Source organism: Crenobacter caeni (assembly GCF_010435965.1).
Lineage (GTDB): Bacteria > Pseudomonadota > Gammaproteobacteria > Burkholderiales > Chromobacteriaceae > Craterilacuibacter > Craterilacuibacter caeni.
Window position 1 is genome coordinate 29,171 of sequence record NZ_JAAGAA010000017.1, and the last position, 14,193, is coordinate 43,363.

The 14,193-nt window shown below is 68.9% G+C and carries 17 protein-coding genes; 9 read left to right on the forward strand and 8 right to left on the reverse strand.

Going from position 1 to position 14,193, the window contains the following annotated elements:
- Positions 1 to 87: 87 nt before the first annotated feature.
- Positions 88 to 993 (forward strand): EamA family transporter RarD, encoded by a 906-nt coding sequence (gene rarD / locus GZH52_RS15515; RefSeq protein ID WP_163317849.1) that lies wholly within the window; start codon positions 88 to 90, stop codon positions 991 to 993.
- Positions 994 to 997: 4 nt separating this feature from the next.
- Here the strand turns inward: rarD and GZH52_RS15520 are convergent, their stop codons facing one another.
- The gene (locus GZH52_RS15520) at positions 998 to 1,789 is read right to left on the reverse strand and encodes an inositol monophosphatase family protein (protein WP_163317850.1); all 792 of its coding nucleotides are present in this window, start codon (positions 1,787 to 1,789) and stop codon (positions 998 to 1,000) included.
- Between the two features lie 115 nt (positions 1,790 to 1,904).
- Between GZH52_RS15520 and GZH52_RS15525 the strand changes: the two genes are divergently transcribed.
- Positions 1,905 to 2,630: a 16S rRNA (uracil(1498)-N(3))-methyltransferase gene (locus tag GZH52_RS15525; protein ID WP_163317851.1), complete on the forward strand. Its 726-nt coding sequence runs from the start codon at positions 1,905 to 1,907 to the stop codon at positions 2,628 to 2,630.
- A gap of 1 nt (position 2,631) precedes the next feature.
- Here the strand turns inward: GZH52_RS15525 and GZH52_RS15530 are convergent, their stop codons facing one another.
- Positions 2,632 to 3,189 carry a hypothetical protein gene (locus tag GZH52_RS15530; protein ID WP_163317852.1) on the reverse strand — a complete coding sequence of 186 codons (558 nt, stop codon included), beginning with the start codon at positions 3,187 to 3,189 and terminating at the stop codon, positions 2,632 to 2,634.
- Between the two features lie 249 nt (positions 3,190 to 3,438).
- Here GZH52_RS15530 and hutC point away from each other — a divergent pair, with 249 nt between their 5' ends.
- Positions 3,439 to 4,149, forward strand: coding sequence for a histidine utilization transcriptional repressor HutC (hutC, locus tag GZH52_RS15535; protein ID WP_163317853.1), 711 nt, complete (start codon positions 3,439 to 3,441; stop codon positions 4,147 to 4,149).
- A 93-nt stretch (positions 4,150 to 4,242) separates the two neighbouring features.
- On the opposite strand, the gene GZH52_RS15540 is transcribed toward hutC, so the two are convergent.
- Positions 4,243 to 4,788: a DUF2059 domain-containing protein gene (locus GZH52_RS15540; RefSeq protein ID WP_163317854.1), complete on the reverse strand. Its 546-nt coding sequence runs from the start codon at positions 4,786 to 4,788 to the stop codon at positions 4,243 to 4,245.
- A 102-nt stretch (positions 4,789 to 4,890) separates the two neighbouring features.
- Positions 4,891 to 5,454 (reverse strand): RBBP9/YdeN family alpha/beta hydrolase, encoded by a 564-nt coding sequence (locus GZH52_RS15545; protein WP_163317855.1) that lies wholly within the window; start codon positions 5,452 to 5,454, stop codon positions 4,891 to 4,893.
- 192 nt (positions 5,455 to 5,646) lie between these two features.
- Between GZH52_RS15545 and GZH52_RS15550 the strand changes: the two genes are divergently transcribed.
- Entirely contained in the window at positions 5,647 to 7,035 is a 1,389-nt protein-coding gene (locus GZH52_RS15550) for an aminopeptidase P family protein (protein WP_163317856.1), read from the forward strand.
- Positions 7,036 to 7,160: 125 nt separating this feature from the next.
- Positions 7,161 to 7,622, forward strand: coding sequence for a GNAT family N-acetyltransferase (locus GZH52_RS15555; protein ID WP_163317857.1), 462 nt, complete (start codon positions 7,161 to 7,163; stop codon positions 7,620 to 7,622).
- 143 nt (positions 7,623 to 7,765) lie between these two features.
- On the opposite strand, the gene GZH52_RS15560 is transcribed toward GZH52_RS15555, so the two are convergent.
- Positions 7,766 to 9,166 carry an MATE family efflux transporter gene (locus GZH52_RS15560; protein ID WP_163317858.1) on the reverse strand — a complete coding sequence of 467 codons (1,401 nt, stop codon included), beginning with the start codon at positions 9,164 to 9,166 and terminating at the stop codon, positions 7,766 to 7,768.
- Positions 9,167 to 9,317: 151 nt separating this feature from the next.
- Between GZH52_RS15560 and GZH52_RS15565 the strand changes: the two genes are divergently transcribed.
- Positions 9,318 to 10,232, forward strand: a complete 915-nt coding sequence (locus tag GZH52_RS15565) for a LysR substrate-binding domain-containing protein (RefSeq protein ID WP_163317859.1) — start codon at positions 9,318 to 9,320, stop codon at positions 10,230 to 10,232.
- Here GZH52_RS15565 and GZH52_RS15570 read toward each other — a convergent pair.
- Entirely contained in the window at positions 10,205 to 10,831 is a 627-nt protein-coding gene (locus GZH52_RS15570; protein WP_163317860.1) for a YbhB/YbcL family Raf kinase inhibitor-like protein, read from the reverse strand. The genes GZH52_RS15565 and GZH52_RS15570 overlap by 28 nt on opposite strands.
- 414 nt (positions 10,832 to 11,245) lie before the next feature.
- Positions 11,246 to 11,665: a hypothetical protein gene (locus GZH52_RS15575; RefSeq protein ID WP_163317861.1), complete on the reverse strand. Its 420-nt coding sequence runs from the start codon at positions 11,663 to 11,665 to the stop codon at positions 11,246 to 11,248.
- Between the two features lie 88 nt (positions 11,666 to 11,753).
- On the opposite strand from GZH52_RS15575, the gene GZH52_RS15580 reads away from it, so the two are divergent.
- Both GZH52_RS15580 and GZH52_RS15585 read left to right on the forward strand, forming a co-directional pair.
- A complete protein-coding gene (locus tag GZH52_RS15580; protein WP_163317862.1) occupies positions 11,754 to 12,332 on the forward strand; it encodes a phosphatase PAP2 family protein in 579 nt (192 codons plus the stop codon).
- A gap of 98 nt (positions 12,333 to 12,430) precedes the next feature.
- Positions 12,431 to 13,360: a bestrophin family protein gene (locus tag GZH52_RS15585; RefSeq protein WP_163317863.1), complete on the forward strand. Its 930-nt coding sequence runs from the start codon at positions 12,431 to 12,433 to the stop codon at positions 13,358 to 13,360.
- Here the strand turns inward: GZH52_RS15585 and GZH52_RS15590 are convergent.
- Positions 13,357 to 13,899, reverse strand: coding sequence for an antibiotic biosynthesis monooxygenase (locus GZH52_RS15590; RefSeq protein WP_163317864.1), 543 nt, complete (start codon positions 13,897 to 13,899; stop codon positions 13,357 to 13,359). The genes GZH52_RS15585 and GZH52_RS15590 overlap by 4 nt on opposite strands.
- Positions 13,900 to 14,012: 113 nt before the next feature.
- Between GZH52_RS15590 and GZH52_RS15595 the strand changes: the two genes are divergently transcribed.
- The coding region (locus GZH52_RS15595; RefSeq protein WP_163317865.1) for a hypothetical protein at positions 14,013 to 14,193 on the forward strand (181 nt) is incomplete at its 3' end.

A 14,193-nucleotide genomic window follows, 5' to 3' on the forward strand; every position in this document is an offset into this window, starting at 1 on the left:
TGAATGGCAGAAGTTGCCAGTCAACGTCATGATTGGCGCGTGACGGCTGTGCTAGAGTGGTCGACTGTCGTTTTCTGCCTGTCCATCATGTCCACCCAACCGCTCGAGGCCCGTCGCGGCCTGATGTTCGCCGCCGGCGCCTACCTGTGCTGGGGGCTGTTCCCGCTTTACTGGAAGCCGCTGTCGCAGGTGCCGGCGCTGCAGATCCTGTGCCACCGCATCGTGTGGTCGGCGCTGCTGCTGGCGCTGATCCTTGCCGTACGCGGCGGCTGGGGCTGGCTGGCCGAGTCGCTGCGCGACAGGCGCAGGCTTGGCCTGCTCGCACTGTCGGCCGGCATGCTGTCGGCCAACTGGCTGATCTATATCTGGGCGGTCACCCATAACCGCGTGGTCGAGGCGAGCCTCGGTTACTTCATCAACCCGCTGGTCAACGTGCTGATCGGGCGGATGGTGCTCGGCGAGCGGCTGACGCGGCCGCAGGCGCTGGCGGTCATCGTGTCTGCGCTGGGGGTGGGGTGGTTGACGCTCACGGCCGGCACGCTGCCGTGGATCGCGCTGCTGCTCGCGGTGAGCTTCGGCGTGTACGGGCTGCTGCGCAAGACCGCGCGCTTGCCGTCGCTGGAAGGGCTGGCGCTGGAGACCTGGCTGCTGTTCCCGCTGGCGTTCGCGGGCCTTATGTGGTTCGAGTTCGAGGGGACGGGCGCCTTCCTGCACGGCGCGCCGCTGAACGACTGGCTGCTGGTCGGCGGCGGCATCGTGACGACGCTGCCCTTGCTGATGTTCGCGTCCGGCGCGCGCCGGCTGACGCTGACCACGCTGGGGCTGATGCAGTACATCTCGCCGACGCTGCAGTTCCTGCTCGGCGTCTGGCTGTACCACGAGCCGTTCGGCGGCAGCCGCATGTTCGGCTACGCGCTGATCTGGAGCGCGCTGGCGATGTACTCGGGCAGCAGCCTGTACGCGTTGTGGCAAAAGCGCCGGCCGCGCGGGTGACGGCTTACTGGTTGGCGCGCACCCAGCGCTGCCACTGCTCGAACAGCTCGGGGTCGATCGCGGCGACCGCCGAGCGTTTCCACGGCTCGCCGTGCCAGTAATCGTCGTCGTCGAGCGACACCACGCGGCCGCCGGCTTCCTCGAGGATCAGGCAGCCGGCCGCGTAATCCCATAGCCTTTGCCCGCCGTGCAGGTAGATGTCGTAGCGGCCGGCGGCGAGGTAGCACCAGTCGAGCGTGCTCGAACCCATGTTGCGCTGGCTCGCGCACGGCGCGACGCTGTGCAGGCGGGCGGTCAGCCGCGCCGAGCGCAGGTACTTGAGGTCGATGCTGGCCACCGCGTCGGCGATCGGCTTGGCGGTCTTCTTCAGCGGCAGGCGCACCCCGTTCAGGTGTGCGCCTTCGCCGCGGCACGCGTAGAACATCTCGTCGAGCACCGGGTTGTAGATGACGCCAAGTTCGCTGCGGCCGTTCTTCATCAGCGCGACCGAAATCGCGAAATACGGCAGGCCGTTGACGAAGTTGGTAGTGCCGTCGATCGGGTCGACCACCCACAGCCCGTCCGGGTGCGCCGCCCACAGCGTTTCCTGTTCCTGTTCTGTCATTTCCTCGCCGAGCACCGGGTAGGGCAGGATGGCTGGCAGCAGCCGTCCGAGCGCGTGCTGGCAGGCGAGGTCAGCCTCGGTGAACAGAGTGCCGTCGCCCTTGCGGTGCGAGCCGACGCGCAAGAAGCGCGGCATCACCTCGGTCTGGGCGACTTCACGGACCACGCTGATGACCTGTTCGACGGCTTGCATGCAGGGCTTTCCTTTATGTGGGCCGGCGGTTTGCCGGCGCTGCGCGCTTATAATGGGCGCTGTTTTCATCGCGGCGCCGGGTGCGGCGGCCGCTTTTTCACGGGTTGCCCCAATCATGCCAAGGTTTTATGTCAGAACGCTACTGGGTGCGGGTCAGGAGTTGTCCCTGCCCGACGCCGTGGTGCGCCATATCCAGGTGCTGCGCCTGCAAGCGGGCGACGCGCTGACCCTGTTCAACGGTGACGGCTGCGAGTATCCGGCGACGCTGCTGTCGCTGGGCAAGCGCGACGCGCGCTGCCTGATCGGCGAGCGCAGCGAGACCAGCCGCGAGAGCCCGCTGTGGCTCGGCCTCGCGCAGGCGATCTCGTCCGGCGACCGCATGGAATTCACCCTGCAGAAGGGCGTCGAGATGGGGGTCAGCGTATTCCAGCCGCTGTCGACCGAGCGGTCGATCGTTCGCCTGTCCGGCGAGCGCGCGCAAAAGCGTGTCGAGCGCTGGCAGGAGATCGTGCTGTCGGCGTGCGAGCAGTGTGGCCGCAACACGCTGCCGGAAGTGCGGCCCATCCTGACCCTGCGCGAGTGGCTGGCCGAGTTGCCGGCGGCCGACGCGCAGCTGGTGCTGTCGCCGCTGGGCGAACGGCGGCTGGCGGACATGGCGACGGCGCCGTCGAGGGTATGGCTGATGGCGGGGCCGGAAGGCGGGTTGTCGGCGCAGGAAGAGGCGCAGTCGCTGGACGCGGGCTGGCAGGCGCTGAAGCTCGGCCCGCGCATCCTGCGCACCGAGACCGCCGCGCTGGCCGCTGTCGCTGCGATGCAGACCTTGTGGGGCGATTACCGCTGAGTCAGCTTTCGCGGTAGACGAGGTGGCGCTGGTACAGCAGCTCGTTGCTGGCCAGCACCGCCGGCAGCGCGTCCGGCTGCACGCGGTCGAACACGAAGCGTCGGCCGGCGACCGACAGCGTGGCAGGGATCGGCGCATTTTCGTAGCGGCCGATCACCTCGTCCGAGGGCACCGGTTCGCTGCCCGAGGGCAGCGTCACGCCGCCGCTGGCGGCAGGCGCGTTTTCTTCCGCGTCGAAAGACCAGTCGCGCGCGTCCTGCGCCGGCGCGTTGGCCGGCGTCACCTGCTTGAGCCAGACCAGCAGCAGCCATTGCGGCAGCAGCGCCTTGTGCACGCGCTTGTCGTCGGTGACGACGCAGGTGACCTTGAACGCGTGGTTGCACTGGGTGCAGCGGGCGACGGCGATGATGAACAGCCTGTCCTGGACCAGCGCCGCTTCCCCGATCATGCTTTCCGACTGCACCAGTGTCTTGCAGTGCGGGCAATGCTTGGCGAAACGGCTGATCGAAGCGCCGTTGGCGAAGCGGATCGGCAAAAAGCGGGAAATCTGTCCTGGCATGGGTCCTGACCAAAGGCAAACGTGCGCCCATTATACCCGAAAGGGGGCGGGGCGCCGGTTAGGGCGCGCAGAGGTTCCACGTGAAACCCGGCAGCCGGTTATGACCAAGCAATCTATAGGTCAACGTCAAATGGCAAAGCAATTTTATGTTCATTTTGTTTGATTTTGGACAACAGTGTGCTGTTTGGTCGTGGCCTCCGGCCGCGGCTTGGTGTTAAGAATGGCACAGGCAAGAGATTGGACCTCACCGTGAAACAGCCCGCCGTTCCCCGTTACCAGCGCATCAAGGCGCACCTGCTCGAAAGCATCCACCAGGGACAGTACCAGCCCGGCACCAAGATTCCGCCCGAGCTTGAACTGGCCAGGATCTTCGAAGTGTCGCGCATGACCGTCAACAAGGCGATCCACGAACTGGTCGAAGACGGCGTGCTGCTGCGCTTCGCCGGCGACGGCACTTACGTCGCCGAGATCAAGGCCGAGGCGCCGCTGATGGAAGTCAGCAATATTGCCGCCGAGATCGAGCAGCGCCAGCACGCGCACGCGTCGCGGGTGGTCGCGCACCGCGCGCTGGAGGCGGACGAGGCGCTGGCCAAGCGGATGGACATGGCCATCGGCGACACCGTGTATTACTCGCTGATCGTGCACTCGGAGGACGATTTGCCGGTGCAGCTCGAGGAGCGCTACGTGAACCCGAACTGGGCACCGGGCTACCTCGAGCAGGACTTCAGCCGCACCACGCCGAACGCCTTCCTGATGAGCAACAGCCCGCTGACTGCGGTCGAGCACCGGGTGCGCGCGGTGTTGCCCGAGAGACGCGAGCGCGAGCTGTTGCAGGTGGACGCCGACGAGCCCTGCCTGCTGGTGCTGCGCCAGAGCTGGGCGCACCGCTGCCTGGTCGCGTACGCGCGCCTGCTGCACCCGGGCAGCCGCTACACCCTGCATTCGCACCTGAAGATGTAGCCTGCCGGCCCACTCCTGCGCGCATGGTCGCGCGTAGACGCCAGACGTAAAAAAGCCTCCGCGTGCGGAGGCTTTTCCATGCCGCGAAGCGGCTTACTTGCCGACCACGCTCTTCGCGTAGTTGGCGGCGGCGGCTTCCATCTTGCCGCTGAGCGCCTTCTCGGCACCCTTCATCGTCTCGGCGGCGACCTTGGTCATCACCTGCTCGTTGGTCTGCGCCCACTTCTGGCCGGCCGGCGACTTCACGAATGCGGTCACCTGCTTCACTTCCTCGGTGGTGAACGCTTCGCCGTATTGCTTGACCAGCGCCTGCTCGAACTGCTGCTTGGTCGACGCGGCGTCGAAGTAGTCCTTCACCAGCTTGCCCTGGGTTTCGGCGTAGCCCTTCATGCCTTCCTGCATCTTCTTCTGCTGGGCCGGGGTCAGCTTGATCTTGTTGTCGACCAGGTACTTCTCGAGCATCGGCAGCGAAGCGGAGAACGCGCGCTGGGCGAGCGCCGGCAGCATGTTCTGCATATTGGTGGCCTGGACCAGCTCCTTGACCGCGGCCGTATCGGCCGCCGGCGCAGCCTGGGCCATCATCGGGACAGCCAGGACAACGGCGGACAGCAAGGCGGCGAGACGGCGTTGAGTGAACATGAAGTTTCCTTTGTGTGGGTGGACATGGCAGATGGCCAGTTTGTCACTGCTGCCGGACAAGGTCAAAGCCAAGGGCAGGATGGTGGCGGCCGGACTTACCATTCAAGCAGCACAGGTGGGGACTTGCACGCCTTCCTTCAAGGCGTCCAGCTCGGCGAAGCCCTCGTCCCAGCGCGCGTGGCCGGACGCGGCGTTGATATGGCCGGCGCCCGCCAGCACCGACAGCGGCGCGCCCCAGGCCTCGGCGAGCACGCGGGCACGGCCGATCCGGCAGAACGGGTCGTCGTCGCTGGCGACCACCCGCGCCGGGAAGGGCAGGCGACCCTTCGGCAGCGGCGCGAAGTCCAAGAGCGGTTCCGGCGCGTCGGCGCGTTCGACGTCGGCCGGCGCGACCAGCAGCGCGGCGGCGACTCCGGCGCCGCCAAAGCGTGCACTATAGTGGGCGAGCGTCACGCAGCCCAGGCTGTGCGCGACGACGATCACCGGGCGGCGGCAGGCGGCGAGTTCGGCGCGCAGCGCGTCGACCCAGTCGTCCAGCTGCGGCAACTGCCAGCTCTCGGGCCGCGGCCGGCGTGCGGTTAGCTGCTGTTGCCAGTGGCTCTGCCAGTGGCCGGCTGGCGAGTCGTTCCAGCCGGGCTGGATCACGTAGTCGAAGTCTGCAGGCATGTGCGGGTATCTCCTTGTCCGCACCCAGCGTATGCGCAAACAGATATTTCCAGAAGGAATGAAATATCAGTTGTTTATTCCATATGGTTTTCATGTGACGGGCTGCAGGCTGGCATCCGCCCCGCGCCGCGTGCTAACGTGCAAGATTGGATACAAAAGACAGCCACCGGCTGCCCTGACTAGGACCCGACCATGTTTGCTGCTGAAGTCTACGCCGCGCGCCGCGCGCGGCTCGCCCAGGCCGGCCTCGACGGCCTGCTGTTGTTTGTCGGCAACGTCGACGCGCCGATGAACTACGCGCACAACCCTTACCCCTTCGTCCAGGATTCGAGCTTCCGTTACTTCTTCGGCCTCGACATGCAGGGGCTCGCCGGCGTGATCGACGCGCAAAGCGGCGAGGCGGTGCTGTTCGGCGACGAGCCGGACGTGGCCGACATCGTGTGGACCGGGCCGGTGCCGTCGCTCGCCGAGCGCGCAGCCAAGGCCGGCATCGCCGCGACCCGCCCGTACGCCGAACTGCTCGAAGCGCTGGCCGAGGCGCGTGCCGCCGGCCGCGCCGTTCATTACCTGCAGCCTTACCGCGGCGAGACCCGCCTCGAGCTCGCGCGCCTGTTCGGCGTCAGCCCGGCCGAGGCGGGCGAGGCGTTCTCGCACCCGCTGACCCACGCCGTGGTTCAGCTTCGTGAAATCAAGGAAGCCGGCGAAGTCGCCGAGATCGAGCAGGCGCTGGCGGTGACCCGCCAGATGCACCTCGCGGCGATGCGCGCGGCCAAGCCCGGCGTGCCCGAGTACCAGGTGGTCGGCGCGATGGAAGGGCTGATGCGCAGCCACGACCTGCACCTCGCGTACCCGAGCATCTTCTCGCGCCGCGGCGAAGTGCTGCACAACGAACATCACCGCGGCGTGCTGCAGGCGGGCGACCTCGCGCTGAACGACACCGGCTGCACCTCGGCCGGCGGCTACGCGAGCGACATCACGCGCACGCTGCCGGTCGGCGGCCGCTTTAGCCCTCGCCAGCGCGAGATCTACGACACGGTGCTGGCGATGCAGCTCGCGGTGATCGACGCGCTGCGCCCGGGCGTGCGCTACCTCGACATGCACAAGCTGGCCTCCAAGGTGATGGTCGAGCGCATGACCAAACTCGGCTTCTTCCGCGGCGACGCGGATGAAATCGTCGAATCCGGCGCGTACGCGATCGCGTTCCCGCACGGCCTGGGCCACCAGATCGGCCTCGACGTGCACGACATGGAAGCGCTGGGTGAAGACCTGGTCGGCTACGGCGAAGGCCTGTCGCGCAGCCCGCTGTTCGGCATGGGCTACCTGCGCCTGGCCAAGACGCTGCGCGAGGGCATGGTGCTCACCGTCGAGCCGGGCGTCTATTTCATCCCGGCGCTGATCGAGGCGTGGCGCGCCGAAGGCCGCTACGCCGACCTGATCGACTACGCGCGCTTCGCCGAGTACGCCGGCTTCGGCGGCGTGCGCATCGAGGACAACGTGCTGATCACCGCCGACGGCAGCCGCGTGCTCGGCGAGCCGATCCCGAAGACCGCGGACGAGGTCGAGGCGGCGATGGCCGGCTGAGCCTGCCGTGCTGGCATGTCCGCCACAGGCCGCCCCACCGGGCGGCCTTTTTGCGTGCGCGGCGCTTGCGCGCGTCGACAGGCGCGGCATAGCCTGAAGGCGGACCTTGCACCGGAAGAGCCGCCATGAGCCGAGACGTGAGAATACGCAGTGCCGACGGGCAGGACATCGACGCGATCCTGCCGCTGTTCACCGCCTACCGGGTGTTTTACGAGATGGAACCGCGCGCCGGCGACAGCTGGGTGTTCCTGGTCGACCGGTTGGCCGACGGTTCGGCCAGCGTGCTGCTGGCCGAGGACGAGGAGGGTGCCGGGCTGGGGTTCGCGCTGTGCTACGCGAGCTTCGATTCGTTATCGCTCGCGCCGCAACTGATCCTGCACGACCTGTTTGTCGAGCCGGAGGCGCGCGGCCACGGCATCGGCCGCGCCTTGCTGGGTGCGGTGCAAGAGCTGGCCCAGGAGAGCGGTGCCTGCGCGGTGGTGTTGCAGACCGCGCACGACAACGCGGCGGCGCAGGCGCTGTACCGCGCGGCCGGTTACCGGCGCGACGAGGTGTTCGCGAGCTTCCGGCTCGAGTTGCCCGCCTGACTCAGAGCCTGTTCACGATCTGCTGCGCATCGACGATACAGCGTTGAAAACGGTTTCGAAATGCTCATGTACCAGATGTACATTCCGCTTTCCCAGCCGTTTCGCCTTGTCTCGCCCTCGCTCGCGAGAGCGTGAACACGCTCTTACAGCCGCGCGCCGCCCTGCAGCGCCCGGATGCGGCCGGCGAGCCGGTATTGCGATAGCGCGCCGATCAGCAGCAGGCCGGCGCACATCCCCCACCATACGCCGGCGCCGCCCAGGCCGTGGCGCGACAGCAGCCACGCCAGCGGCAGGCCGAAGCCCGCGCAGCCGGCCGCGTAGATCAGCATGCTGGCGCGCGCGTCCTTCAGCGCGCGCAGCATGCCGCCGGCGAGCGCCTGCCACGCGTCGAGCACGAACATCAGCGCGGCCGGCAGCAGCAGCGCGAGCGCCGCCGTGCGCGCGGCGTCCACGCCTTCGCGGCCGTCGGGCAGGAACAGCGCGATCAGCGGCAGCGGCATCGCCAGCAGCAGCAGCGCCGCCACGCAAGACCAGCCGACCGCCAGCCACACCCCGCAGCGGCTGTAACGGCGCACCTGCGCCCAGTCGCCGGCGCCGGCGGCCTGGCCTGCGCGCATCGACGTCGCGTACATCAGGCCCAGCGGCACCATGAAGCTCGCGATCACCAGCTGGATCATGCTCTGGTGCGCGGCCAGCTGCGCGGCGCCCAGCGCGCCCATCAGCCACGCGCCGACGTTGAACAGGCCGCTCTCCAGCCCCAGCGTCACGCTGGTCGGCACGCCGACGCGCAGCAGCGGGCCCAGCGCGGCGAAGTCGCGCCGGGTGAAGCGCGCGAATAGCGGGTAGCGGCGGAAGGTCGGGTGCCAGGCGACCACCGCGCTGAAGGCCAGTCCCATCCAGCCGTAGGTGAGCGCCGCCGACAGCGCGACGCCGTACACGCCCAGCCATTGCGACAGCGCCCAGCCGGCGATAGCCGAGAACGCCAGCGCGCTGAAGGTGATCACCGGCACCGGCCCGGGGCGGCCGATGCCGGCGGCGAAGCTGCGCAGCGCGAGGAACAGCAGGCCGAACGGCATGCCCCACACCAGCACGCGCAAAAAGTCGCGCGCGATCAGCGCGGTGTGCGCGTCCTGCCCCAGCCACAGCATCAGCGGGTGGATGTTCCACAGCAGCACGCCGAAAAAGAGCGACGCGGCGGCGGCGAGCAGCAGGCCGGCGCGCACCGCGGCGACCACGTCGCGGCGGCGGCCGGCGCCGTGGTGGATGGCGACCAGGTTGCCGGCGGCGGCGACCATCCCGAACGCCAGCACGTAGCACAGGTAGAAGGTCGACAGCGCCAGCGCGCCGCCGGCCAGCGCCTGCGCGCCGAGCCGGCCCATCAGCAGGGTGTCGATGAACAGGATGCCGGTTTGCGCGAGCTGCGACAGGATCAGCGGCTTGGCCAGCACACCGATGCCGCGCGCGTCGTGCATGAAGCGGCTGCATCGGAACCAGGCGAGCGCGCGGGCAGGACGGGGCAGGGTGGACAAGGCGGCGTTGAACATGGCGGACCACGCAAAAAATGCGGCCGGCCACGACAAACGCGCGGTCGGCCGCGATGGAGGGGGAGAATCGGACTTCCAGCTTAACGGGCTGCGCCACCGCGCCGCAAAGCAGTAATATGCATGCCTAGCATGCAAGAAACGCATACCTGATATGGCCAGACTGCCCCCGCTCAACGCGCTGCGCGTGTTCCTCGCCGCTGCCGCCACCCGCTCGTTCACCCGCGCCGGCGAACAGTTGTTCCTCACCCAGGGCGCGGTCAGCCGCCAGGTGCAGACGCTGGAGGCGTTCTACGGCACGCCGCTGTTCGTGCGCGGCCGCCGCGGGCTTGCGCTCACGCCGGAGGGCGAGGCGCTGTACGCGCCGGTGCGCGACGCCTTCGACCGCCTGCAGGCGGCCAGCGAAGCGCTGAAACGTCGGCAGGGCGACTTGCGGGTACGCAGCCCGGCGACGCCGGCGATGCGCTGGCTGCTGCCCAACCTGCCGTCGTTCCAGCAGCTCTACCCCGAGTACACGGTGCATCTGATCACCCAGCTCGACCCCGACCTGCCGTTCAACCGCGCCGAGTACGACCTGGCGATCGTCGGCCTGCGCGACGGCGAGCTGCCGGCCGGCCTCGCCGGCGAGCGCATTGCGCAGGAAGAGCTGGTCGCGGTGTGCGCGCCGGCGCTGCTCGCGCGCGCGCCGCTCAAGGTGCCGGCGGACCTCGCGCGGCACACGCTGCTGCACCCGTGGCGCGGCGACGACACCTGGGCGCGTTATCTTGAAAAGCTCGGGGTGGCGGGCGAGGTCGACGCCGCGCGCGGCGTCACCTTCGACACCCAGGAGTACGCGCTGGCCGCTGCGCTGGGCGGCATGGGGGTGACGCTGGCGCAGCGCTCGATGATCGAGGGCGAGCTCTCCAGCGGGCGGCTGCTGAGGCCGTTCGCCGAGAGCCTGTACACCGAGTGGGCGTACTACCTGGTCTACCCGCGCGAGAACGCCGGCCAGCCCAAGCTGGCGGCGTTCCGCGACTGGCTGCTCGGCGTGCTCGGCGCGCCTCAGGCGAGCGCCGGGTTGAGCGTGTAGGTGCCGGTCAGCGTGGCGCTGGCCAGCATGTGCGGGCGGATCGCCGCCAGCACGGCGTTGCCGGAGAAGTCTTCGCCCATGGGCAGGCGTTCGCAGTCGAGCGCGTACAGCGTGAACACGTAGCGGTGCACGCGCGCGTCGTTCCACGGCGGGCACGGGCCGTCGTAGCCGTAGTAGTCGCCGGCCATCTCGCTGTCGCCGGCGTTCCAGCCGGTGTAGTCGTTCAGGCCGTGGCGCATGCCGCCGGGCGCATCCGGCCCCGGCTTGCCGCGCGGCGTCACCTCATGGCTGTGGCCACCCTCGTCTATGCCGCGCACGTTCTCCGGGATGTCGACCAGCAACCAGTGGAAGAAGTCGGCGCGCGGCAAGTCGGCGGCGATGGTGCGCCCCTCGACGTTGACGTCGGTGGCGACGCTCGGCGCGTCCGGGTCGTGGCACACCAGCGCGAACGACCGGGTACCGGCCGGCACGTCCTGCCACGACAGTTGCGGGTTGAGGTTGCTGGAGAGTTTCAGGTGGTGCTGCGGGTCGGGTACCGCGAACGCGCATTTGCCGGGAATCCGGCCGCCGTCGGTGAAGGTCTGGCTGCTCAGTTGCATCGCACACTCCTTGCGTGGAAAAAATCGTTTCCAATCGCATGCCAACTTCTCTTGAGTCCGCTGCGCGGACGTGTTTGGGTGCCGCTTCCGCGCGGCGAACGGGCAAGGGGCTTGTGGCGACAAGCCCCTTGCATCCCAAACGCCCCCGACGGCCTGCGAAACCCCGGCGTAAAGACGGCCGGCGAGGCGCTGGCCAACTCGCGATTCGCTACCGTCGAATCGCTCGGACAAGAGCCAGCTTAAAACCTCGCCGGCCGCCTTTACGCCGGCGCGGGCCTGACGGGGAAGGGTGGCTGGCGCAGGAAGTGGTCGCCAGACAAACCCTATCCGTTACGGCAAATCAGGGAGAAATCGGCACACACTCGTCAACAGTATGCGGCAGCCGGTGCGGCTTTGCCGTTCCACGTGGAACACTCAGAACGGCAGCGGACGTTTGCTGGCGGGGCCACCCAACTTGTGGTTGTCTTCCAGCACCGTGTAGGCGGCAGCGCCGGCGGCAGAGAGCGCGTCGGCGCCGGGCAGGCCGGCGAAGGCGAGCGCCGGGTCTAGCTGCAGCAGCGCGCGGCGCGCGGCGGTGCACAGCTTGACCGCGACGTCGAAATCGGCGCTGGAGAGCACGTTGCCGTTGCGCAGCTTGGCCGCGTACACGCGGCACATCTGCGCGTACTGGCGCGCGGTGTCGTGGCCGGCGAAGCCGTCGGCGGCTTCCAGCGCGTCGAAGGCGGCGAGCACCGCCTGGCAGGCGGCCTGCGCGCGGGCGTGGCGTTGCTGGGCGGCGGCGCGCGCCGCCGCGTCGCCGGTGTTGGGGGTGGCGGGTTTCTGCTTGCGGGCCATCGCGGGCGTCCTTGTACGGTTCGGCGGGCCGCCATTGTAACGGATGGCGGCGCTGGCGGCGGTGGCGCCGCTCGGCCATGATGAGCGGATGTGGCTCTTCCTGACCAACGCCGGCGACTCGGCGGTGACCCTGCCCGCCGCGCTGGCCATCGCGCTGGCGCAAGCCGCGCGCGGCCACCTGCGCAGCGCGGGGCTCTGGCTATTGCTGCTGGGCGCGGGCGGCCTGCTGGTGCTGGCGAGCAAGCTCGCCTTTCTCGGCTGGGGCGTCGGCGTACCGGCGCTGCGCTTTACCGGCGTCAGCGGGCACAGCTATCTCGCCGCCGCCGTGCTGCCGGTGCTCGGCCGCCAGTTGTGGCCGCGCGACAGCGCGCGTGCGCTGTACGGCCAGTTGGCCGGCGTGCTGCTGGCGCTGTTGGTCGGCGTGTCGCGGCTGATGATAGGCGTGCACTCGGTGTCCGAGGTGGCCAGCGGCCTCGTGCTCGGGCTGTGGGTGTCGGCCGGCTACCTGAAGGCCTGCGAAGGCGCCGGCACCCTGCCGATGCGCCGGCTGATCGGCGCCGGCGGCGCGCTGGTGCTGGCCGGCGTGCTGTTCGGCCTGCAGTCGCCGTCGCACGCGCTGGTGGTGCACCTCGCGCATTACCTCGCCGGGCGCGGCCACGACTGGTAGCGTTTGCCGTCGCGCGCCACGCGCGGGCAGATTCGCGCCGCGCGTGCTGCGCACGGACGCCACGGCGCCTATGCTGCCGCTTTTGCCGGCTGCCCTTCATGATCGTCCTGCCCCACCGCCACTGGGTGCGCCTGCTGTTCGCCGGGCGCGGCTCGGTGTTGCCGCGCCTGCTGCCCCGCCTCGCGCTGATCGGCGGCGTGTCCTGCCTCGCGCTGTGGTTGCGCCCTTGGTGGCCGCGGCATGCCGGCGACAGCATGCTGACCGTCTCCGCGTTTACCCTGATGGGGGTGACGCTCGCGCTGTTCCTCGGTTTTCGCAACACGGTCAGCTACGAGCGTTACTGGGAAGGGCGCAAGCTGTGGGGCACGCTGCTCAACAGCTCGCGCTCGCTGGCGCGGCAGATGCTGTGTTTCACGCCGCACCCCGAGGTGAGCGAGGCGCGCCGCCAGTTCGTGCGCGGCGTGGCCGCCTTCGCGCAGGCGCTCGCCCACCACCTGCGCGGCAGCGACGCCGGCGCCGACCTCGAACGCCTGCTGCCGGCCGACGCTTGCGAGCGGCTCGCGCGCGCCGACAACCGGCCGCTGATCGTGCTGTTGTGGCTGGGCAAGATGGCGAGCGGCCTGCAACAGCAGGGCCGGCTCGAAATGCTGCAACTGCAGTTGCTGGAGACCCACCTCAACACCTTGAGCGAGGTGCAGGGCGGCTGCGAGCGCATCGCCGGCACGCCGTTTCCTTATACCTACCGCGTGCTGCTTACCCGCACCGTCAGCGTGTACTGCCTGCTGCTGCCGTTTGCGCTGGCCGCCAGCATCGGCTGGTGGACGCCGCTGATCGCCTGCTTCATCGCGTACACCTTCTTCGCGCTGGACGAGATCGGCGGCGAGATCGAAGAGCCGTTCGGCGTCGAGCCGAACGATTTGCCGCTGTTCTCCCTCAGCTACAACATCGAGGCGTCGCTGCACGAAATGCTGCAGGAGCCGATGCGCGTGCTGCCGCCGCCGCCCGAGCGGCGCTTCAACCTGATCTAGCGGCCGGCCAGAGAAGACGGCAGCGGCGGCGCCAGCCAGCGGCGCAGCTTGCGGCTGACGAACGGGATCACCACGCCGACCATCAGCGGCGTCAGCATCAGCGTCGAGATCAGCACTCGCCACAGCAGCGGAAACTGCGACAGCCAGTCGCCCAGCACGCCGTTGAGCGCCAGCGACACCGGAAAAAACGCCAGCCACACCGCGATGGTCTGTTTCCAGCGCGGCGGCGGTGCGGCAAACCAGCCGTCCAGCCCGCGCGCGCACTGCGCCTCGCTCGCCTGCACCAGGTGGGTGCCGTTTGCCAGCCAGGCGCCCCGTTCCGGGTCGTGCAGCCACGCGGCGAGGCTCGCCTCGTCGGCGAAGCGGAACACGATCTGCCAGGCGTCGCCGCCGGCCGGCGGCGAGAACAGGCCGGCGCCAAGAAAGCCCGGCCGCGTCGCGGCCAGCGCCTCTCCGGTACGCATCCAGCGCAGGAATTCATCGTGGTGTGCCGCGTCTACGCGGCGCGACAGCAAAAAGGTCAACGGTTCGGCGGGCATGGTGGCTCCTCGCGGTCAGCGTCCGCACGCCGGGATGGTAGCAGCGGACCTGCCCCCGGATGTGGGGGCGGTTGATCTTAAGCAAGAAGTGGCCCTACGGGAAGAACATTGGCATGATGAATCCGCTGCGCAGATGTGTTTCTTGCCGCTTCCGCGCGGCGGACGGGGCCATTAATGTGATGGTCAGCCTGAACTCCAACAGCCCAGCAGGCTACGCTTGCTGGGCTGTTTCCAATTCGGCGCGGAGGATCATCATGGCAAACATCGCACTTTTCGGTCTGGACATCGGCAAGC